We start from the raw sequence: 21,598 nt of genomic DNA, 5'->3' as shown, positions 1-21,598 counted from the left end.
ATGAACATCTTCCCGTAGAGGTTAATATGTTTATTCAAAACCTTTTGCAGTTTGTCGTCGATGTGCTGAAGGTGCCCTCCATCCTTGTTGGGCTGGTGGCGCTGTTCGGGCTTGTGGCACAAAAAAAGCCTTTCCCGGATGTGATTAAGGGAACCGTAAAAACCATTCTTGGCTTCTTAGTCCTGGCTGGCGGTGCCTCTGTTCTGGTCAGCTCATTAACCCCGCTGGGCGATATTTTCAAAGAAGCGTTCGACGTTCAGGGGATCATCCCGAATAACGAAGCAATGGTTTCGATTGCCCTCGCTAAGTACGGTGCGCCGACCACGCTAATTATGGCATTCGGCATGGTGGCTAACATTGTTGTCGCCAGGTTTACTCGCCTGAAATATATCTACCTTTCAGGGCACGTAACCTTCTACATGGCCTGTATGGTCGCGATCATCCTCTCGGTAGCCGGTTTTGAAGGTGTTCAGCTTATCTATACCGGGTCGTTAGCGCTGGGTATTTTGATGGCGGCATTCCCGGCGCTGGCTCAGCCCTATATGCGTAAAATCGTCGGCGGCGATCAGGTTGCTTTAGCGCATACGGGCACGATTGGCTATGTTCTCTCAGGCTGGATTGGTACCCTGGTGGGTAAAGGATCCAAATCCACCGAAGAGATGAACATGCCGAAAAACCTCAGTTTTTTGCGCGACAGCACCATCTCTATCTCCCTGACCATGATGGTTATCTACCTGATCCTGTCAGTATCGGCGGGTAAAGAGTACGTTGAGGCTAACTTCAGCGACGGTCAAAATTATCTGGTCTACTCCTTTATCCAGGCGATTACCTTTGCTGCGGGCGTATTTATTATCCTGCAGGGCGTGCGCTTAATCCTCGCGGAGATTGTGCCGGCTTTTACCGGTTTCTCTGAGAAGCTGGTACCGAATGCCGTACCTGCTCTGGACTGCCCCATTGTCTTCCCCTACGCGCCAAATGCGGTGCTGGTCGGGTTTATCTCCAGCTTCGTGGGCGGATTGGTAGGGTTGTTCATCCTCGGCCAGCTGCACTGGGTGCTGATCCTGCCCGGCGTCGTGCCGCACTTCTTCTGCGGCGCTACCGCGGGCGTTTTCGGTAATGCTACCGGCGGTAAACGAGGGGCTATCTGCGGGGCGTTTGCCCACGGGATCTTGATCACCTTCCTGCCCGTTGCGCTGCTGCCGGTCCTGGGAGCGATTGGGCTGACCAACACCACCTTCTCCGATACCGATTTCGGCGTGGTGGGGATCGTTCTTGGTAATATGGCTCAGTTTATGGATAAGGGGATGATTACCCTGACCATCACCGGCATCTTTGCGCTGCTGGTTATCTATAACTTCACGGCTAAAAAGAAGGTGCCGGTGGAAGAGGGGACAGGGCAGTAAAGCATGCTAAGTAGCAGAGGGGGATTGGCCCCTCTGCATACGCTGAGTGTCTTAAAAGCGTGGGTCATTCATAACTTTACAGAAAAGTAGCTTATTCGCGTGTATTAATTATATTTCGTAAGGTTGCATATAAGAAATATTACCTTGGACGCCATCTGGAATAAGATCCATCGGATCGCCGCTCTCTGATTCACCCCATACAACCAGAGAGTCATCACGGGTAAGAGCGACCATACAGTAAGCTGAACCGTAAATGGCTCTCACATTAACCAGGCTCTCACGTACCTGAGAATCATCAAGATATGCGTTATTACCCCAGTTTACGACGGAGCCATCTTTTTTCAGAGCTGAGCAGTATGCGCTTACTCCTGTTAAAGCAACAACATCCGTCAGCCCATCAGGGATGGGTAAAAGATCTGTGACCTCTGTGCCAAATCCGCGAACGCTACCATCATCGCATAGCAGAATATAAGTGCCTTGCCCACCCGCATAGCTACAAAACCGAACATCAACAATATTGGTCAATGCAGCAATGTCATCAGGGAAGTCAACATACTCATCTTTTCGACCCCAGACAACGATACTGCCATTTTCGCGCAACGCGACATAGCTTAAATATCCAGGATAGACGCGCACAATATCCGTTAAGGCAGCGATATCATCGGGTACAGTTCCACCCGCATCATATACCCCCCACGCTGCAACCTGCCCGTTACGGCGTAAAACGCAGACAGACATTGAATTAACATAAACTGCCGTAATGTCAGTTAATTCAGCAATTTCATCCGGAACAATTGCTCCCTCTTTATAATTCCCCCATGCATATATTTTCCCGTCACTTGTCAGTACGGTACGCACATTGTCGTTACAGACAAGATCGATAATATTATCCATGCTGGCGATTTCATCAGGTAAAGCAAAATCGCCTCCGATTTTATAACCCCACTCTTCAATATAAGGCGAGGAACTCCCGCGCAATATACCCGCCATTCCCGATGGCATGACTTGCTGGATATCATTGCGAGACTGTGTAGTGGGTTTAAGCTGACCACCATACTGAGGATTCCCCCAGGCATAAAGCGATTTGTCGGTGCGAATGGCAAACGAACACTCATTACCCACTGTCACCTTTTGAAAATCATGATTATCGGCATCAGCAATCGGATACTTTGTTACGTAACCTACGTTGCCCCACTGCTTTATTTGCTTATCATTATTGACCACATTAACTATATCATCTCTAAAAATATCAACATTACCTGCATTTAATATTACCGACGCATATCCGTCTGCGCTAACAATTAAGCGATTGACCGAATTATGATCATAAAAGGCTGTTCCTTGAGTAACCAGAGATTCACCTTCATATTGCCAGTTAGCAAAAACGGGTGTCAGTGTGTCGGCATCTAATGAAACAATGCGTGCATATGATAGGTTAAAGCACCCTGCGCCTTGGGTTCTGTTTCCCATAATAAGTAGTGATTTAGCCATGATTTATATCCTTTTTTAAGCATGTAATAATATTTAATATTTATGTTTGAAATGGTCAGGACATGCCAGAACGGTATCTGGCATAAAACCAATGTTATTCTTTATGTTCATTGTACTTTGCCTTAAAAAAGGAGAGTGTTCACTTTTTTTTCAGTGGTCGCTCCTTTAGGATACGCTGATTGACTGGTTTTATTGCAGTACATAACAGAGCAGTTTTCCCAAGGCAGTATCGGACTCGACAATCTCCTCTACCGACATATTCTTAAACGCCCAGGGCGTCCATGAGTTGTGCAGTGAAATCAGCTTATATTTCGCTTTTGCCATAATCTCTTCCGGCGCTACGCCACCATCACCAAACCAGAAGCTCTTATAGGCCCCACAGGTATCGCCGCTGTTATTATAAGCTGACTCCATAATATTACCGCTGGCAGTCCGGTCTATGATTACATAATCATTTGTATAGTCGCGGCTTTTTAAGAGCTCACCGATAATCGAATTACCGACGTAGTCCCAGCCTCTAACCGGAGGCAGTGTCTTCATCTTTTCGCAGATAATTTTATACCACGCGGTTAATACCGGGTTATTGCTGCCCTGGCACCACATCACGGCGAGATGGATCGCTCTGCGTTCCGGGAAGCCAAAGGCATGCAGTACGCCCGGGCGGCTTGCTTCGATTATCGGTGTGATATCACCCGTCACGATAGTATCAGCATCAATAAAGAGTCCACCCAGCTTTGACAGGACAGCCACTGAAACCACGTCTGACTGCTGCGGCAGCGATAGCATCCGGAACGAGGCCATATCTATTTCATCGCCAATATATTCATCGACGTTTTTATCATTAATTACAATAATATCAACTGAGGGTATTAATTTTTCCCAGGTTCTAACACACATCCGAATATAAACAGGTGCTTGTCTATTTTCAGGGTTAACCCAGTAGGTATACATTTTCATAGCTGCGCTTCCTTTGCGTAAAAGACGCGCAATATATAACAGAGTGATGCTGTTTTTTTGCGATAAAAAGTGCGAAAGCTGATGCTGGCCCGACAGTCTGGGCCACCGTAAATTATTAACAATACATACATAAGGATTTACTCAAATCCTGAATTAGCCTTAATCATCACCATTGTGGTAAAGTTAATCGCTTTTTAAAACACCGGGATAGATGATGAGCAGCCGAAAAGATGTGATTTTAGATACCGCCACAGAACTCTTTAATCGTGAGGGTTTTCAGGCAGTTGGCATAGATAAGCTCATCACTGCCGCCGGTGTGTCCAAGCTAACGCTCTATCGCCATTTCGCCTCAAAAGATGAGTTGATTGAGATTATACTCAATCGCCAGAATAGCCATTTCCTGGCTGAACTCACTGACGCCATTCAAAAACATGACGTGCCACGCTTGCAGCTGCGGGCTTTTTTCACCTTTTATGAAAGCTGGTTCAACAGCGACACCTTTCGCGGCTACATGTCGGTTAACGCCGTGCTGGAGTTTGGCGACAGGTCACCAGCGCTGGTAGCAATCAACCGCAGCCTGCATGAAGCGCTGATCGCGACGCTCAGCCAAATCCTGCAGAGCTGGGTAAAACGAGCGCGCGCCCAGCACCTGGCCTGGTCCCTGATTATGCTGATCGATGGCGCTATCATCGCTCGTATTAGCTGGGGGCAGAGCAGCGACTACTCTCCCGCCCATACCGCCTGGTCAATGGCGAAAACCTTACTGGATGCCGAAGGCATCGAGCTTTAACCCGCGCTTTTCTTCGCCTGCTTTCGGCGATGTCTCTAGGTATAACAATCGGTATTGTTTAATTTTCTATTCACTGCTTGCGATGGGGAGTTAACATTTCCGCTAAATTATTATTCTTTAAATATCAAAAAGATGCAATTATTTTGCAACAAAATTGCAATATTCGTATTGCAATACCGATTGGTATTGTTTAGCGTTTATTTCAGATTTTTTTCTCTGCTTGCTCCGACAGTAAAAACCATAACAGAGGTAAGAAATGAAGAAATCATCTGCTCTAAAAACGTTACTGAATAAAAAAGAGATGGCATTTTTAATGGAGGCGCATAATGCCATGAGCGCCAAAATTGCTCAGGAGAGCGGGTTCGAAGGGCTATGGGCGTCCGGACTCTCTATCTCAGCCTCAATGGGATTAAGCGATCGCAATGAAGCTTCATGGACCCAGGTGATGGACGTCGTGGACTTTATGGTGGATAACACCGACATCCCTATTCTACTTGACGGTGATACCGGCTTTGGTAATTTCAATAACGTCAGAAGGCTGGTGAAAAAGCTTTCCCAGCGTGGCGTCGCAGGCGTCTGTCTGGAGGATAAGCTGTTCCCGAAGGTGAACTCGTTTATCGGTGCCGGACAGGATCTGGCAGATATTAACGAGTTCTGCGGCAAGATTCAGGCGGCGAAAGATAGCCAGCTTGATGAAGACTTCTGCGTCGTCGCCCGGGTTGAGGCGCTGATCAGCGGTTGCCCGATGGAAGAAGCCCTGAAGCGGGCCGATGCCTACTATCGCGCAGGCGCGGATGCCATTCTCATTCACTCAAAAAAATCGGACGGAGAGGAGATCCTCTCTTTTTGCCGCCAGTGGAATAACGCCTGCCCGATAGTGATCGTTCCTACCAAATATTACACCACCAAAACGGATGCCTTCCGTGACGTTGGTGTCTCTACCGTTATCTGGGCGAATCACAGCCTGCGCGCCTCAATTGCTGCCATGCGTGACGTGACGAAAAAGATCCGCCTGAATAACAGCGTCGCTAATATCGAAAAAGAGATCGCCTCGCTGGAAGACGTTTTTAATCTGACCAATGAGTTTGAAGTTCAGCAGGCAGAGAAAAAATATCTGTCGATGTAATTACTCATTCACCCGTTCGGGCGACAAATAATGATAAATGTAAAACGTTTTGTTGATGCCATTATTCAGCAAGGAACTCGCTATTTTACCGGCGTTCCCTGCTCCTATTTAACGCCATTAATAAACGAGGTTATTCTCCGGGATGAGACTCGCTATATTCTGGCGTCAAATGAAGGTGAAGGACTCTCTCTGGCGTCAGGGCTGTGGCTCTCGCATCAGACGACGGTTGTTTTATGTCAGAACTCCGGGCTGGGTAATTTAATTAATCCGCTGACCTCACTGAATGCGCCTTTCTCTATTCCGGTTCTGCTGTTGGTCACCTGGCGCGGGCAGCCGGGAACAAAGGATGAGCCGCAGCATAAATTAATGGGTGAGATTACCCCAGACCTGTTGACGCTGGCAGGGGTGAAGTGGGCTCTGCTGCCGGATAACGAAGCTGAAGCGATGCAGGCCCTAAAAGAGGCCGATGAGTATATGCAGCGTGAGCAGCGGCCCTTTGCGCTGATCATGACCGGAGACCAGTTCACCGCTGGCCCCGCGCTGACTATGCCACCGGAGAGCGGCGCGACGCGAGCGGAGGCGCTGAGCGTCCTGCTGGAGAATATCGATCCCGACGGCGTCGTGGTCGCCACCACGGGTAAAACCGGGCGCGAACTGTTTACCCTTGCCGATCGTCCGCAGCACCTCTACTGCGTCGGGTCGATGGGCTATGCCAGCGCGCTAGCGGCAGGCATCGCTCTTGGCACGCCTGAACGTCCCGTCTATGTGATAGATGGAGACGGTGCCGCGCTGATGCATCTGGGTAATCTGCCCGGCATCGGGGCCAGCCATCCTGCCAACCTCATTCACATCGTTCTTGATAACGGCAGCTATGACTCCACCGGCGCGCAGCCGACGGTCTCCCCCAGCGTCGATTTTGTTGGTCTCGCCCAGGCCAGCGGCTATGCGCAGGCTCGCCACTGTGTCGATATAGCCGCGTTCGCCCAGGCGCTAGCGGCACCGGCGCAGGCAGGGCCACGGCTGCTGCACGTGCCGATTCGTTCCGGCTCGATGGCACAGCTGGGCAGGCCCTCGCTCAGCCCGCAGCAGGTGGCGCGTCGTCTGCGCGATGTGTTGGCCTCTCTTCCCCCTACCCATGAGAACAAAAACATGAATAACCATAATGAAAATGCACCGAGCGCGCTTAACTCCGTGCTGACGGAGATGGATATCTACGCCTCAAAGGCTATCTCGCTGAAAGCTAAAGCAGATCCCAGCATTGCTAACCTTAGCTTTGGCGAGCCGGTCTTTGGGCCGCCGGAACACCTGCTTCAGGAGATTGCCCAGCAGGATCTCTCCCTGACTGCTTTTATGGATGCCTCAAAGCGCTATGAAGATCCTCGGGGAAGTCTGGCCCTGCGGCAGGCGATCGCCAGCTGGTATCAGGATCGTTACGGCCTCAGGCTCGATCCTGAGAAGGAGATCATGGTCACGCATGGCGGTGTCGAGGCCATCACGCTCTCGCTGCTGGTGACCACCCCGGCGCAGGGCAGGGTAGCCATCAGCGATCCCTCCTACATGCTCTATGCCCGGACGATCAAAACCCTTGAGCGCCAGCCGCTGCGCATCCCTCGTCCTGCGGGTAACCATGAGTATGTCCGCATGCTGGCAGAGCATGGCTCGCTGGAGGGGGTATCGGCGCTGATCGTCAACTCGCCGGAGAACCCTACCGGCTATGTCGCCAGCCAGCAGGACTGGGAGGCCATTGGCGAAGCCGCCGCCCGCAGCGGGACGTGGATCGTTCACGACGAGGTCTACGATGCAATGCACTTTGCCCGCCCGCACCAGCCTGCGCGGATGGTCTCTTCGCTGGCGAAAAATTCCATCATCATCAACAGCTTCTCCAAGAAGTTCGGCTTACCTGGCCTGCGTATTGGCTGGATGGTAGCGCCGGAGGCGGTTATCGACGAAGCGGCTAAGGCTCACGACTATCTCTATCTTGGCGTCAACATTCAGTATGAGCGCATCGCCCAGCGGTTGCTGAGCGATCCGGCGAAGTTTGCCTGGCTGGAAAATATGGCCAGCGGCGTTGAGCAACGCTGCGCGAAAGCGGTAAGCACGCTGACCCAGGAGAGGGGTTACCTGTGGCCGCGTAGCCCGCTGGGGGCCATGTTCCTCTTTCCTGACGTCTCTCTCCTTCACGCCCGATTGCCCGCTGAGTACCGCCAGCCTGGCGTACCGGCCGGTGATGCCGTTGCCCGCTACCTGCTGGAGAAACGGGGTGTCGCCGTCGTGCCTGGCTCCGTATACGGGCCAGAGGGGAATAACCATATTCGGCTGGTGCTCTGTACCCCGGACGACGTCTTCGAAACCGCGCTGGCGCGCATGGTGTAACGCGTTTCCTCCGGAGCGGCAGGCTCTGCCGCTCCGGTTTCCCTGGAGATAGGTAATGCAATCACAAAATAGTCTTTTCCGAGAGCAAGGCTTTATTCATCTCTCCCGTGAGGCGTGCAAGCTGGCGATGGCTGACGTCGAGCAGGCGCTGAGCCGGCTCTGCACGCTGGCGCATGGGGATAAAAGCGGCGCATCGGGCATCGTGAGCGTCTTTGAGGCGAGTAATCCGGATCTGCTCTGCCGTATCGAATACCTGGCCGGAAGCGATGCCTGGTTCGCTGACACGCTGGTGCCGCAGCTACAGCGTCTGGTTGAACAGCAGGTTGGTCAGGCCGTGAACCTATTCAAAGACAAGTGCAACTTCAAGCATCCGGGCGGGGGCGGCTTTACGCCCCATCAGGATGTGGTGGCCTACCGTCCGTTTGGCTCCGACTACCAGGTGACCGCCGCAGTAATGCTGGACGCGGCGAATGCGGCAAACGGTGCCCTGGAGATGGCCCGGATCTGGGGCTGCGGGGAAGATGAAGGGGTGTGGGTCGATACCCCACGCGGCAGGCAGGTTCTGTTGCCCAGCTATCAAGGCGGGGCGCGCAACGGGGATATCGGCGATCGCTTCAGCAGCACTATGCAATGGCAGCGCGTTGACGCGCAGCCTGGCGACGTCATTCTTTTTGACTCCTATATTCCGCACCGTTCGTCGCCAAATAGCTCGCGCTCCACGCGCCGGATCCTGTTTTTCACCTTCAACCTCGCCAGCGAGGGGGACTTTTACCATCAGTACTACCAGCGCAAGTGGGCTACGCCCGACGATCCACTGTTTCATGTCTCTACCCCCACGCGGCACAGCGCGCTATCGGGCAACAACCAACGCTAACAGGGAGGTTTTACGCTATGCAAACGCTGCGACTTTTTACGCCAGGGCCACTCAATACCTCATCGCGCGTGCGCCAGGCCGCCGGGAACGATCTCGGCTCCCGTAGCCCGGCCGCTACGGCGTTAACCGTTCAGCTCAGGCGCGCTATCGCCGAGATCGCCGGCTGCGATACGCAGTGGAGCACGGTTCCGCTGCAGGGCAGCGGCACGTTTGCTGTTGAAGCGATGCTTAGCTCATTGATCGGCGAGCAGGATCACCTCCTGGTGCTGGAGAATGGGGTATACAGCAGTCGGATGGTGGCGATATGCCAGCTACACGGCATTCGCCATACGGTACTCGCATTCGATCCCTGTCAGGGCGTTGATCTCGTGAGAGTCGAGGCCGCGCTGGAGGTGCACCCTGACGTCACCCATATTGCGGCGGTGCACTTTGAAACCGCCCTCGGGGTGCTCAACGATATCGATGGCCTGGTTAAGCTGGCGAGCCGTTATCAGCGTCGGGTGCTGGTAGACGCGATCAGCACCTTTGGCGTGCTGCCGCTCGACGTTACGGCACCTGCACTGGTTGCGCTGGCGCTGTCGTCAAACAAGGGATTGCACGGCCTGCCCGGTATCGCCTTCGTGCTGGTCCGCAAGACAGAGCTGACGCGGGTCTCTTCCGGGCGCACCCTCAGCCTCGATCTTCATGCCCAGGTCGAGGCGCTGGATCGGGACGGACAGTGGCGCTTTACCCCACCGCTACAGATCATGCTTGCCTTGCAGCAGGCGATTGCGGAGTTTCATGTGGCAGGCGGGCGCGCTGCCCGCTATGAGGCCTACCGGCAGCGAATGGATCGCCTGCTGACGGGCATGGCCGCGCTGGGATTTACCCCGGTTATTCAGGCCGCCCACCGGGCGCCACTCATTGTGACCTTAACCGGCGCGGGCTGTGATACCGCTCAGCTCAATGACTATCTGTTTGCGCGGCAGCTGGTTATCTACCCGACAAAGCACAGCGATCCCAACTCCTTTCGCGTCGGCGTGATGGGGGAGCTAAGCCTGGCAGACGTTGACGCGCTGCTGGCAGCCTTTGCGGAGTTCATCTCCGGGCGGGTAACGGTATGACATACCGCATTGTGCAGGGTGAATGCTTCAGCGATATTCCGCCAGCGGAGTATCGCCAGCTTTGGCAGGAGAGCGGCTCGCCGGCGTTTTATCACCCCGGCTTTTTAGCTGCCGCCGAGCGTTTCCCAATGCTGCCGGTTATCGGCACACACTATCTTACCGCCTGGAAGGGCACGCGGCTGGCTGCGTTTTTGGTGGCTTATCAGCAGTCGCAGCCGGATCCGTTCGGCACGCTGGCAAAAAGTACCGGTATCGTCTTCTCTCCGCCAGAGGGAGGGTTGCTGGGCCACGTGGCGCACTGCTATGACTCGCGTATTCTTCTGCGCGCTGGCGCGGAGGATGCGGCGGCGCTTCTGCTGACGGCGCTGGCAGAGATCGCTAAAGAGAAAGTCATCCCTGGCTGTGGGATGCTAAACCTGGCGGAGGAGTCGATGCTTCAGGCGGCGCGGCAGGCAGGCTACCACACCGCATATATGCACGATCGATACACTATCGATCTGCAGGGGATCCGCGCCTTTGAGGACTATATCGCTGGCCTGCCGAGCAACGGGCGGCATGAGATGCGTCGCCAGCTGCGTAAGTTTAACGCCTCCAGAGGCACCGTCCGTACGCTCCGTGGGGAAGATGCCAACCTGGCGGGCGTTGTGGCGCTCGCGCAGCGAACCAGCGCTAAAAATGGTACGCCTGACTACTATCCGCGAGGCATTTTTGAAAATTACCTGACGCTGTGTGGCGATCTGATCACCGTCGTCCAGGTGGAGTACAACGATACGCTGGTTGCCGGCATGATCTGCCTCAATGAGCCTGGCTGCCTGCACCTGTGGGCCGGTGGGGCTGATTACTCACACTCGGACTGGAGTCCTTACTCCATCATGGTTGCCGCAGGCGTGCAGCACGCGCTGCGTTCAGGGCTGACGCGCCTCGAAGTGGGGCGAACCAACCCGCGCATTAAGGCCCGGCTTGGCTGTAAACCGCTGCCGCTCTATGCCGCCCTCTGGCAGCAGAAGGAGGCATCATGATGAAGGCGTCTCGTGTCGATATTGCGGCGGGCAACGCGGAAGGAGTAATGGTCCGCGGGCAGGTGCTGACGCTTATCTACGTTGCGTTGACCGCGGCCTCGCAGGTTTTCCTTAATCATGTAGGCGGGGATATTCCCGCCGCGGTGGGGCTGTTTTACATGGCAGGCGCCGCCTGCGTGGTGTTCAACCTGCTGGAGCTGCGTCGGATAGGGCGTAACCATGTGGCGCTGCGGCGCTACTGGCCCACCTGGACCGTCATGTCAGCCGCCTTTGTGCTGAACTGGATCTTCTCCTACTACAGCGTAACGCATGCGCCTGCGGATTTTTTTATCGCCATATTTTTCCTCTCATCCGCGCTCTGTAGCTGCATACGCGATCGCTCCCCGATCAAAGGGATCGCGATTGTTCTGACCCTGGCGGCAATCGGCTACCTGGCAAAGGTTGACGTGTTGTACCTGCTTACCTCCCTGCTGGCGGGCACCTGCATGTTTTTCTATTACCTCAGCTCGGTACGCTTTAGCCAGCAGAGCGGGCTAGGCCCTGTCTCCGTGGTTTCGCTGCGCTGCTACCTGCTGTTTGCCTGTTGCGCGCTCTATCTGGGCTTGCATCATGCCTTCAGCTCCCTGGCCCTGTCGCCGGAAAACGTACGCAGCCTGCTGGTGCTGATTATTGCCAACATGGTTCTTCCCTCGCTGCTCTCCCAGACCTGCCTGCATTGGGTGGGGGTGACGGTCTTTACCTTTATGAACTCTTTAATTCCGCTGCTGGCGTTTTTAATGCAGGCGGCGTTGAGCGGGGAGTGGCAGGGCCGCATGCTGCTGGCGGTTACGCTCGCTACCTGCATGCTCAATCACGATCGCCTGCTGGCGCTGGCCGGCCGGATGGTTTCATTTACCCGGCGGGAGAGGTAAACGTCATGCCGAATATCAATCAGTGGCTACAGCGGCTTAATCCGCTCTCCTCGCGGGCAATCTCGCTGAAGGCGAAGGCTAATCCGACGATCCTTAATCTCAGCATGGGGGAGCCAGACTTTGGCCCGCCGCCGCACCTGCTCGACGCGTTTTGCCTGGACGATCTCAACGCTGCCCGCGTGCTGGACGCCATTAAGCGCTACGAGCATCCGCAGGGCGGGCTGGCGCTGCGGGAGGCTATCGCGACCTGGTATCAGCGGCGCTACGGCATCTGTATCGATCCAGAGCGGGAAATTCTGGTGACCCACGGCGGCATTGAGGCGTTCAACCTGGCGCTGCTGGCGTTGACTAACCCAGGCGATAACGTAGCGATCGCCGATCCCGCCTACACGCTCTACCAGCGCGCGATGCAGCTGGTCAGCCGACGCGGCTATATTCTCGCCCGCACGCCGGGTGGCGATGAGTACGCTCAGGCGCTGCTGCGTATGCCAGCGCTACCGGTGCAGGCGATGGTAATCAACAGCCCGGAGAACCCGACGGGCTACGTCATGAGCGAGGCTGACTGGGCGGCGGTTACGCGTACCGCCGTTGAGAAAGAGATGTGGGTGATCCATGACGAAGTCTATGACAGCCTGGCCTTCTCCCGCCGCCACCTTAACGCCTGGTCGTTCCCCGAGCTGCGTGATAACAGCGTGCTGGTTAACAGCTGCTCGAAAAAATTTGGCGTTCCGGGATTGCGTATCGGCTGGATGATTGGCCCGGCGCAGGCGATCGCCGCTGCCGCCCGAGTGCATGAGAGCCTCTGCCTGGGGGTCAATATTCTGGCGGAAAACATCGCCTGTCGGCTGCTGAACGATCCGCAAACCCCGGCATGGATGGCGCAGCAGAGCCAGATGCTGGCGGCGCGCAATCGCGATGCGCTCGCTCTGCTGGGAGAGGCTCAGGGGATGCAGTGGCCCCGCCAGCCAATGGGCGGCATGTTCCTCTTTCCCGAGGTCAGCCGTTTAGCCCGCTCGCTGCCCGCCCGCTGGCACGACGCCGCGCCTGACGCGGGTAGCGCGGTCGCTAACTACCTGCTGGAGACGCTGGCGATTGCGACGGTGCCCGGCATCGCCTACGGCCCGGCCAGCCAGCACCATCTGCGGCTGACTAACTGCGCCAGCGAGTCCACTTTCCGCCAGGCTATTGCGCGTCTGGCTACGTTGTCATGCAAGGAGAACGCATAAGTGAACCCATTACTCGATAGTGCCAGCCTTGACGTCTGGCAGCGCTGCGACCGACTTGATGAAGAGCGCTTTGCCGCACAGCTGCATGCCGTTTATCCCGGAGAGTGGCGCGCTACCTTTCCGCCCGCTATCTATCCGCCTGGTTTCCTCACCCGGCTCGGCGAGACCGCTGCCGCGCTGCTGGCGCTGGTATTTAGCCTGCCCGAACGCCTGTTTGCTGGCGACGTCCAACAACAGCTGGTGGCCCAGCGGCTGACGGCGGCCCAGCAGGCGGCGGTGCTGCCGTTCTGCACCCCTGAGCTGCTGGCTAAAGCGCGCCTGTTTGCCCGTCCGGATATTCTCCTGACCCATAGCGGTCCGAAGGTGGTGGAGATGAACGTTACCCCCTCCCTGGGCGGGCTGGGCATCTGCGATCGCTACGTGCAGACGTGGCGGCAGAGCGCCCTGTGCCGGGCGATGGCGGAAGAGGGGATTGTGCTGGACGCCCCGCCGATGGGGCGCATCTGGGGAGAGGTAGTACATCGCTACCGGGCTGCGCAAGGCGCAACGCCGCCGGTGATGCTGGAGCTGATTGACGACCCGATGGAGAACCCGGAGGACAACTTCGCTCGTCCCGATTTTCTGTGGATTGCCCAGCAGGCGGGCTTTGAGGTCATTACCGCCAGAGCGCCCGACGTCTGTTTTACTCCAGAGGGCGTCTACGTTGGTCAGCAAAAAATAGACGTGGTGTTTACCGATTTTGTCCTCGCCGAACAGCTGGAGCACGGCATCAGCAGTGACTTTTTCACCCGTCTGGTCGATGCCGAAGCCTGCGGTCAGCTGGACGTCTTTAGCATCCCGGCCAGCTGCGCGCTCTACGACAATAAAGCCAACCTGGCGCTGCTGAGCGATCCCGCTTACGCCGCACGGTTCAGCCCCACGGAGCGGGCGCTTATTGAGCGCCATATCCCTCCTACGTTCCTGCTCAGCGAGGAGACGCTGGCGCGGGCGCGACGCGAACGTGCGCAGCTGGTGCTGAAGCCGGGTCTGGGGTTGTGCGGCCATCGCATCGTCTTTGGCTACGCCTGCACCGAGCGGGAGTGGCAGGCCCACCTGGAAGCCCAGCTCGCGGCAGGCGGCAGCTGGATCCTGCAAAGGCTAGTCAGCGATCTCTGGAGCTTCACCCCGCCAGGATCGCCTGACGAGCCGCGGATGGTCTGTCTTGGCCCCTTGATATTTGATGGGCAGTACGCCGGTATTTTCTCCCGGGAAGAGGCCTATAACGGCAAAGCAGTGGCGGTGAACAGGGCGCAGGGCGCCTCATGGACCACTGGCTTTGAACGCGCAGCAGGCAGCATTTGAGATGATGAATAACAGGTAAAAGGAGAGAGCAATGCGTCTTGTATGTTTGATGGCTGGCGTAAGCAGCCGTTTATTTCCCCTTACCGAGAAGCGGCACAAGGCCTGTCTGCCGGTCGGGGATCGCAGAATGATTGACTACCAGCTGGATGCCTTTGCGAAGGCGGGTATTCACGATCGTACCTTCGTGCTCGGCCATGGTGCAGAGGAGCTGGTACAGATCCTGATGGCCTCGCAGCCCAACAGGCGTTTTGGGGTCTGTTACAACCCAGAGTATGCCAGCCGCAACCTCGACTGGAGCGCGTTCTGTGCGCTGAGTCAGAGTCCGGGGCCAGTCCTTTACTATGAAGGGGATCTGCTGGTTCCCCCTTCGCTGCTGAAGGATATGGCAAGCAATCCGGCCGAGATCTGTATTGCTCTCGACTCTGTCAGCCAGAACCCGGCGATGGATACGCTGGTGCTGGCACCCGGCGGCAAAATTTCGCGTCTGCTCTTTATTGAGCACGGCACGGCGAAGCGCCAGAAGGGCGACGGTGCGCTCGGGGAGTTTATCTGCCTGGTGAAGCTTGGCGAGGCCGCACGACAGTACATCGTTGCCGAACTGGCGAAGCAGCCATTCCAGGGGGCAATGCAGCTCTACACCCTCTTTGAGCGGGCGTTCGAACGCTTTACTACCTCATGGGTCGATGCGGCAGGCCGCCCGTGGGTAGAGGTCGATAACGCGGCGGATCTGGATCGCGCCGCTCGCCTTGCCAGGGAGATTGCTCGCGCATGACGCCTCCCAACGTGTTTAACCCAACGCTGTCGCCACCCCTGAACCCGTCCCTGGCGAATCTTGGCGTTTATGCCTCAAAGGCGATCTCCCAGGCCGCAAAGGATAACCCTGCAATCCTTAATATGAGTATTGGGGAGCCGGCCTTTGGCCCGCCAGCGCATTTGATGGCGGCGATTGCCCGCGAGGATCTCAGCGCTGAAACTTTCCTTGTCAGCGCTAAACACTACGGGCCGTCAGCGGGCAGCACCGAGCTACGGCAGGCCATTGCCGACTGGTACCAGCGCCGGTACGGACTGCATATCGATCCCGAGCGCGAGATCCTGATCACTCACGGCGGGGTGGAGGCCGTGGCGCTGGCTATTCTCTGCTGTACCCGGCCCGGTGAGCAGGTGACCGTTACCGAACCCTCATACATGCTCTATGAACGCGCGCTCACGGCGCTTGGGCGGGGAGTTAATCGCCTCTATCGGGAACGGATGGGGGAACAATGCACGGCGGAAACGCCAGCGATTGTCGTTAACTCGCCGGAGAATCCGTCGGGCTATATGTTTGACGATGCCGAATGGCAGGCGCTGCTGGCCCAGGCCCAACGGCAGGGGAGCTGGATCATCCACGACGAGGTCTACGATACTATGTCCTTTGGCCGTCCCCATCGGCCTGTCCGACTGTTCGATCTCCCTGGTGAAAGAACGGTGCTGGTAAACAGCCTGTCGAAAAAGTTCGGTACGCCGGGGTTACGTATCGGCTGGCTGGTGGGCAACCCTGAGTTTATTGCCGCCGCCAGCAAGGCCAGCGACTATCTGATCCTCAGCGTTAATCAGCAGTATGAGCGCATTGCCTTACGGATGCTGAGCGATCCGCTGTGCGATGCCTGGCTGACCGAGCGCAGCCAGGCCCTGAGCCAGCGGGCGGAGCAGGCGATGCAGCGCCTCACCGAAGCAACAGGCTTTCGCTGGCCACACCGGCCAATGGGAGGCATGTTTTTGTTCCCTAACGTGCGGCAGCTGTTCGACGCTCTGACGCCTGAACAACAGCGGCGATGCCCTACCGTCGGCGAGTGCGTAGCGGACTACCTGCTGCATAAGATGCAGATTGCCACGGTACCCGGCATCATCTACGGCGAGCGCTGCGCGGAGCATATCCGCATCGTGATGGGATGCGACGATGCGACGTTTGCCGAGGTGCTGGCCCGCCTTGAGCGCGCTATGCCGGGAGTAGGGCGATGATCAACGCTCTCCGTCGTTACCTGATGCCGTTCGCCTATCTGGACGGCGCCAATATGGTCACCCTGCTTAACCTGGCGATCGCCGCGCTGGCGCTGATGCTGACGTTTCATAGCGCGACGCTGCTGCCGGTTTTGCTGGTGTTTATCGCCATTCTGCTCGATCACCTCGACGGCTATCTGGCGCGGCGCTTTTATGCCCATGACAGGCTAAAGCGCGGCTTTGGTAAGCAGCTGGATACCCTGGCGGATCTGGTGAACTTCAACGTGGTGACCGCGATGCTGGTCTTTACCCAGTGTGCAGGCTACCCGGTTTTTGCCGGGATAGTGGCCGCCCTGCTGGTGATGTGCGGCGCAGTTCGCCTCTCCCATTTCACGCTGCACAGCGGCGATGGCCCGGAAGCGGCCTTCGGCCTGCAAACCCCCTACGCCGCCTTTATCGTGCTGCTGCTTCTGCTGTTACAGCTAAGCGGACGGCTGCCCGGCGGGCAGGGAACGGTGCTGGCCCTCACCGCGCTCTGCACCCTGTTACAGATCGCCCGCGTGCCGATCCGTATGCCCTCGGCCCGCCTGCTGGTATCGGGTATGACCTTTCTGTTTGTCCTCACCCTGTGGGTGACGTTTTAAGTACCGTTAACATGGAGAACGCTATGGCTCACGTTGTTTTTATAGATAGCACGCCCACCGGGCTGAACGCTTTTCGTACTGCACGCCGGCTGGGTCATCAGGTCACCTTTATTCGTCCGACCCGGGCATCGAGCTTCGTCAGCATTATGTCCAAAGATCCGGACAAGCTGGAGAGCCAGCTGCGCGACGTCGATCGCTATATTGAAGTGGATACGCTGGAGGAGAAGGACCTCTTTCCAGTCCTCGAACAGCTGGCGCGCGAGCTGCCGATCGATACCATTATCAGCTCGGCGGAAACCGGTATTATGCCAGCGGCCCGTGCCGCTGAGCGGTGGCAGACCCGCTACCCCTCGCCCCAGCAGCTGGGCAACGCGGTCTTTAAACACCGGCTGCGTGAGACGCTGGCCCGGCATGGGATCCGCTCTCCCCGCTTTGAGGTACTCAGCGAGGAGGCGCTATTCGGCGGGCCAAAAACCATCGATTTTCCCTTTGTTGTTAAGCCGGTACGTGGCTTCGCCAAACAGTACTCCGCTATCTGCTACTCCGCCGATGACTTTGCCGCCTATCTTAATCAGCTGAAGGCGGACCGCGCCGCGAACAGCCTGATCGATAGCGTGGTCGCCCATGAGTATATTATTGAGGAGTATGTTACCGGCACGCTGCACTCGGCGGAGACGATCGTTCGCGACGGGAAGGTGATGCTCTATGCCACCACCACCCGCTACCGCGCGCACTACTACGATCTGCTGGAGCTGGCGGCAGTCATGCCGTCGGGGCTACCTGCGGCTGACAGAGCGGCGATCCAGGACTATTTGCAGGCGGTATTTAGCGCGCTGGCGATCGATATTGGTCTCTATCACGTTGAGCTGCTGATGACCAGTGAGGGGCCGGTGCTGGTGGAGATCAACGCCCGCATGATGGGCAGCGTCTCGCCGATTATGTACCAGATCCAGACCGGGCAGGATGCCTTTGAGCACCTGATCCGCCTGCATCTGGGTGACGCGGTGACGGTTAACGACGAGGGCTTTACTCACGCTGGGATCACCCTCGCCGTGGGGTCCCGGCACGGGGGGCACATCAGCCCGGACTTTCAGCCGGAGAGGCTGGCCGCGCTGCTGGCAGACTACGACATTCCGCACAACACCCTCAGCATCGAGGCGAATAAATTCGTCGGTCGCTATGGAGGCAACTTCAGCATCATGGGACACGTGATTATCCTCGCAGAGAATCCTCAGGCGGTGGCGGAGAAAGGGCACCGCTTCCTCTGTGACATGGACAAACTGATTGGGCTGGAGACGGCAAAGTATTTTGTCGATTAAACAAGGAACACGGCAATGTCTCTACGGGAGCGGCTATTTCACCATCCAGCGTTTGTCCGCTTCTACTGCGGCGACGTTGCCACCCAGCTGGCATCGGCCATCACCTTTATTGTCGTACCGCTGATTGCCGTGGCGCTGCTAGGGGCGACGCCCTTTGAGGTAGGGCTAATCGCCGCCTGTGCCCGAGCGCCTTTTATGCTGTTTACCCTGCTGGCAGGCGTGACCGTGGATCGGCGAGAGCGCCGATCCATTCTGCTGATCGCCAATATGGCGCGCTTTGGCGTGCTGCTGACCCTCGCCGTTATTGCCTGGCGCGGCGAGCTGAACGTCTCATTTTTACTGCTGGGGGTGTTCGTTGTCGGCTGCGCCAACGTCTACTTTGAGGTGGCCTACTGGTCTTATCTGCCCGGACTGGTGCCGCTGTCGCTGATCTCTCGAGCCAGCGGGGCGCTGGCCGCCATTGCCGGGGCCGGAGAGCTTATCGGGCCTGCGTTAGGCGGCACGATGATCAATACCACCGGAGCGTGCGGCACCTTGCTGTTAAATGCGCTGCTCTTCCTCGCTGGAAGCTGTCTGCTGCTGGGACTGCCGGCAAACCGCCCGGTTCAGAGCAGGGAAGCAACGCAATCAAGCCTGGCCCAGATTAAAGAGGGGATAACAACGTTGTTTAGCGCCCCTGTCCTGCGGCGCCTGGTGATTATCGGCACGGCGTGGAACCTGTTTGCCTGTACCGCCACGCCGCAGCTGGTGGTCTATCTCAGCGGCGATGTTGGCCTGGACGCCTCCGCCGTGGGCCTGGTGCTGGCTGCGCAGGGGTTCGGTGGACTCATCGGCGCGCTCTGGGCCAGTAAAGTGGGAGAGAAATGGGGGCCGGGCCGCGCGATTTTGTTGGGGGGCGCCGTTTACGGGCTGTTCTCGCTGGCCGTCTGCTTTCCCAGTCTGCTGCCGCTGCCGGTTGACGACTGCGCAGCCGCTTTTCTGTTTCTTGCCGGCTGGGGCTCCTCCGTTGGCGTAGTAAACATGTTGAGCCTGCGCCAGCGCGCCTGCCCCGGCCCGCTGCTGGGGCGGGTAAACGCCAGCTTCCGTTTTATTACCTGGGGGATCATGCCTGCCTGCGCGCTGCTGGGTGGCCTGCTCTCCCAGCGTTTCGGCAGCCACGCGGTGATTATGGGGGCCTGCGCAGGCGGTTTGGTGGCGATTGTGCTGAGCTTCAGAAGCAGCATCAGGATGCTGGCGGAACCGCACGATGCCACCGTTCTGGAGTGAGCGCTACAGCTCCAGCATCTGGAGCCAGCTCCTTGCGCGGGTGGCTGGCTGCGCGACCGCCCTGGCGATGGCCGCACCGATCTCCGCGCAGGCGGTGATGCCCTGGACAAACGGCTGGTCGTGCATCAGGTAGGGAATGGCGCCAAAGGCGATGCGCCCGCGAATGCTGGCTGGCTCCTGGAGCGTGTAGTCATCGCCCACCGTAGGGATCTCCTCCCCGCTGGCGGCGAGCTGCTTGCGCAGCGTCGGGAAGGGCAGATCTTCCGTCTTCAGCGGCTTTTGTCCGCGCGCATCAATAAACAGATCGTACCGATACCGCTCGCCCTCGGCGAAAATTGTCGTCTGCTTCTCGCCGATCTCCATCTCGTAGTTCGGACCGAGCGCGAGAACGTTAAGGATCCCGGCTTCACGCAGGGCCAGCAGCCGACGAATGGACTGGGAGGGCACGGCGGCATAGTTATCGATAAAGATGCGGGCGAGCCCGGCATTGAACCGCTCGCTGTCCTGTTCGTTAAGCCACGGAACAATAGGTTGGATAGCCTCATGCAGCCGCAGGATAGTGTAGCGCCAGGGCACCGTGCGCCTGTCACGCTTGTTGCGCTCAACCTCATCCAGGTTGGCTTCTGCCCAGCGGAAGGGATCCTGCTTTTTCCGATCGGCAAACCAGGCCGCGAAAAAGCTGTCGGCATCCAGCGTGCTGAGGGCAATTTGCTTGCTCCAGAGCGGATCCGCCAACGTCAGCTCTTTGACCATCAGCGCAAAGACGCGGTTGAGCAGGCCCTCCGGCCCGGCGGCGATCTCATTCTCAATCGCGCGCTCCGTCACTACAGATAACGGCTCGTAGGGGATAGGGCAGTAAAAATCCGCTTCCGGCAGAATGCCCGACCGGGACATGAGTACGATCTCTAACGCCTTGCTATCGGCGTCGAGATTGAAGTGCAGGCGCTTATCCTCGGTCTCAAAAAAGGTGCCGTGCTGAATAGCGACGGCCATTGCGGCGTCGATGCCGCTCAAAGAGGTTCCCATCACACCCACTCGGCACGCGGGGATTTTGGCCTCCATCAGCCCCGACCAGGGGCTGGGGAAATAGGTGCGCGTTGAGCTGCTCTCTTCCGGCCAGACGTGGCCGGTGGCAACGACCGCAAGATCGAACAGCTCCGCAGCCAGCGTATTCTCCGTCCACAGGCGAACGCCCTCCGGCGTGGCCTCAATATCGGTCACCTGGCAGGACTCGTGCACCTCTATCTCAAAGCCGAGCTGTCTCGCCTGTACCACCAATGCCAGAAACTGGGCGCGAAAGTACTCGCCGAGCAGAATACGTGGCAGGAACTGGCGGACATGCAGGGATGACGCCTGCACGCCATAGCGTGCGAGGTGCTCTTCGCTCAGGCTGCGCAGCCAGTCGATATAAGTTGAGAAGATGGGCGGGATCTCAATACTGGCGATATTGGCCAGCATCATTCTGGAGTTCTCTTCGCTGCTGTAGGGCATGCCGACGCCTGCCTCACTGGACTGCTCATAGATGGAAATGGAGAGTGGTGTGCTGTTTTTCAGCAGGGAAAAAAAGGTATAGATACCCGTCGGCCCTGCGCCGATGATTGCGATTTTTTTCATTTTTTGTTCACCCGCTATTCTTGTTTTACCGCCTGTCCGTATGCCAGTCGGGCTGTATAAAACTAGTGTAGACCACGGGGTGTGAACGTGAGGCCGGAGTCATGCCACTAATAATCAGAAAGATTTTATTACATAAAATCTGGCTGTTAATCTGGATCGCCTAA

General features: G+C 57.2%; 18 protein-coding genes. 15 read left to right on the top strand and 3 right to left on the bottom strand.

Annotation, left to right across the window (positions count from 1 at the left end; all coding sequences use genetic code 11):
• The first annotated feature begins 26 nt into the window (after nucleotides 1-26).
• Nucleotides 27-1,403 (top strand): PTS ascorbate transporter subunit IIC, encoded by a 1,377-nt coding sequence (locus RTP97_RS11980; protein ID WP_312413839.1) that lies wholly within the window; start codon nucleotides 27-29, stop codon nucleotides 1,401-1,403.
• 108 nt (nucleotides 1,404-1,511) lie between these two features.
• Here RTP97_RS11980 and RTP97_RS11975 read toward each other — a convergent pair whose 3' ends face one another.
• Nucleotides 1,512-2,894, bottom strand: a complete 1,383-nt coding sequence (locus RTP97_RS11975) for a hypothetical protein (RefSeq protein ID WP_312413836.1) — start codon at nucleotides 2,892-2,894, stop codon at nucleotides 1,512-1,514.
• Between the two features lie 189 nt (nucleotides 2,895-3,083).
• Nucleotides 3,084-3,884 (bottom strand): capsular polysaccharide synthesis protein, encoded by an 801-nt coding sequence (locus tag RTP97_RS11970; RefSeq protein ID WP_409455940.1) that lies wholly within the window; start codon nucleotides 3,882-3,884, stop codon nucleotides 3,084-3,086.
• A gap of 181 nt (nucleotides 3,885-4,065) precedes the next feature.
• Between RTP97_RS11970 and RTP97_RS11965 the strand changes: the two genes are divergently transcribed.
• The 14 genes from RTP97_RS11965 (at nucleotide 4,066) to RTP97_RS11900 (ending at nucleotide 19,820) form a co-directional block, all read left to right on the top strand.
• On the top strand, nucleotides 4,066-4,641 hold the full coding sequence (locus RTP97_RS11965) for a TetR/AcrR family transcriptional regulator (RefSeq protein ID WP_312413832.1): 576 nt from the start codon (nucleotides 4,066-4,068) through the stop codon (nucleotides 4,639-4,641).
• 256 nt (nucleotides 4,642-4,897) lie between these two features.
• Nucleotides 4,898-5,767 (top strand): phosphoenolpyruvate mutase, encoded by an 870-nt coding sequence (gene aepX / locus RTP97_RS11960; protein ID WP_312413831.1) that lies wholly within the window; start codon nucleotides 4,898-4,900, stop codon nucleotides 5,765-5,767.
• Nucleotides 5,768-5,797: 30 nt separating this feature from the next.
• The gene (aepY, locus tag RTP97_RS11955; protein ID WP_312413828.1) at nucleotides 5,798-8,140 is read left to right on the top strand and encodes a phosphonopyruvate decarboxylase; all 2,343 of its coding nucleotides are present in this window, start codon (nucleotides 5,798-5,800) and stop codon (nucleotides 8,138-8,140) included.
• Nucleotides 8,141-8,195: 55 nt separating this feature from the next.
• Nucleotides 8,196-9,014, top strand: coding sequence for a phytanoyl-CoA dioxygenase family protein (locus RTP97_RS11950; RefSeq protein ID WP_312413826.1), 819 nt, complete (start codon nucleotides 8,196-8,198; stop codon nucleotides 9,012-9,014).
• A gap of 17 nt (nucleotides 9,015-9,031) precedes the next feature.
• Entirely contained in the window at nucleotides 9,032-10,117 is a 1,086-nt protein-coding gene (locus RTP97_RS11945) for a 2-aminoethylphosphonate--pyruvate transaminase (protein WP_312413823.1), read from the top strand.
• Entirely contained in the window at nucleotides 10,114-11,136 is a 1,023-nt protein-coding gene (locus tag RTP97_RS11940) for a GNAT family N-acetyltransferase (protein WP_312413820.1), read from the top strand. Before RTP97_RS11945 ends, RTP97_RS11940 begins: the two co-directional genes overlap by 4 nt.
• Nucleotides 11,133-12,047: a hypothetical protein gene (locus RTP97_RS11935; protein ID WP_312413817.1), complete on the top strand. Its 915-nt coding sequence runs from the start codon at nucleotides 11,133-11,135 to the stop codon at nucleotides 12,045-12,047. The genes RTP97_RS11940 and RTP97_RS11935 overlap by 4 nt, the downstream gene beginning before the upstream one ends.
• Before the next feature lie 5 nt (nucleotides 12,048-12,052).
• Nucleotides 12,053-13,273 carry a pyridoxal phosphate-dependent aminotransferase gene (locus RTP97_RS11930; protein ID WP_312413815.1) on the top strand — a complete coding sequence of 407 codons (1,221 nt, stop codon included), beginning with the start codon at nucleotides 12,053-12,055 and terminating at the stop codon, nucleotides 13,271-13,273.
• Entirely contained in the window at nucleotides 13,274-14,614 is a 1,341-nt protein-coding gene (locus RTP97_RS11925; RefSeq protein WP_312413814.1) for a hypothetical protein, read from the top strand.
• Nucleotides 14,615-14,645: 31 nt separating this feature from the next.
• On the top strand, nucleotides 14,646-15,386 hold the full coding sequence (locus tag RTP97_RS11920; RefSeq protein ID WP_312413812.1) for a sugar phosphate nucleotidyltransferase: 741 nt from the start codon (nucleotides 14,646-14,648) through the stop codon (nucleotides 15,384-15,386).
• Nucleotides 15,383-16,612 (top strand): pyridoxal phosphate-dependent aminotransferase, encoded by a 1,230-nt coding sequence (locus RTP97_RS11915; RefSeq protein ID WP_312413810.1) that lies wholly within the window; start codon nucleotides 15,383-15,385, stop codon nucleotides 16,610-16,612. The genes RTP97_RS11920 and RTP97_RS11915 overlap by 4 nt, the downstream gene beginning before the upstream one ends.
• The gene (locus RTP97_RS11910) at nucleotides 16,609-17,235 is read left to right on the top strand and encodes a CDP-alcohol phosphatidyltransferase family protein (protein ID WP_312413807.1); all 627 of its coding nucleotides are present in this window, start codon (nucleotides 16,609-16,611) and stop codon (nucleotides 17,233-17,235) included. Before RTP97_RS11915 ends, RTP97_RS11910 begins: the two co-directional genes overlap by 4 nt.
• Before the next feature lie 23 nt (nucleotides 17,236-17,258).
• On the top strand, nucleotides 17,259-18,554 hold the full coding sequence (locus RTP97_RS11905; protein WP_312413804.1) for an ATP-grasp domain-containing protein: 1,296 nt from the start codon (nucleotides 17,259-17,261) through the stop codon (nucleotides 18,552-18,554).
• Nucleotides 18,555-18,569: 15 nt separating this feature from the next.
• Entirely contained in the window at nucleotides 18,570-19,820 is a 1,251-nt protein-coding gene (locus RTP97_RS11900; protein WP_312413803.1) for an MFS transporter, read from the top strand.
• Between the two features lie 3 nt (nucleotides 19,821-19,823).
• Here the strand turns inward: RTP97_RS11900 and RTP97_RS11895 are convergent, their stop codons facing one another.
• On the bottom strand, nucleotides 19,824-21,434 hold the full coding sequence (locus tag RTP97_RS11895; RefSeq protein WP_312413802.1) for an FAD-NAD(P)-binding protein: 1,611 nt from the start codon (nucleotides 21,432-21,434) through the stop codon (nucleotides 19,824-19,826).
• Nucleotides 21,435-21,598 lie beyond the last annotated feature (164 nt).

Source organism: Pseudescherichia sp. (assembly GCF_031998825.1).
Lineage (GTDB): Bacteria > Pseudomonadota > Gammaproteobacteria > Enterobacterales > Enterobacteriaceae > Pseudescherichia.
This window is presented reverse-complemented; position numbering and strand designations above follow the sequence as displayed.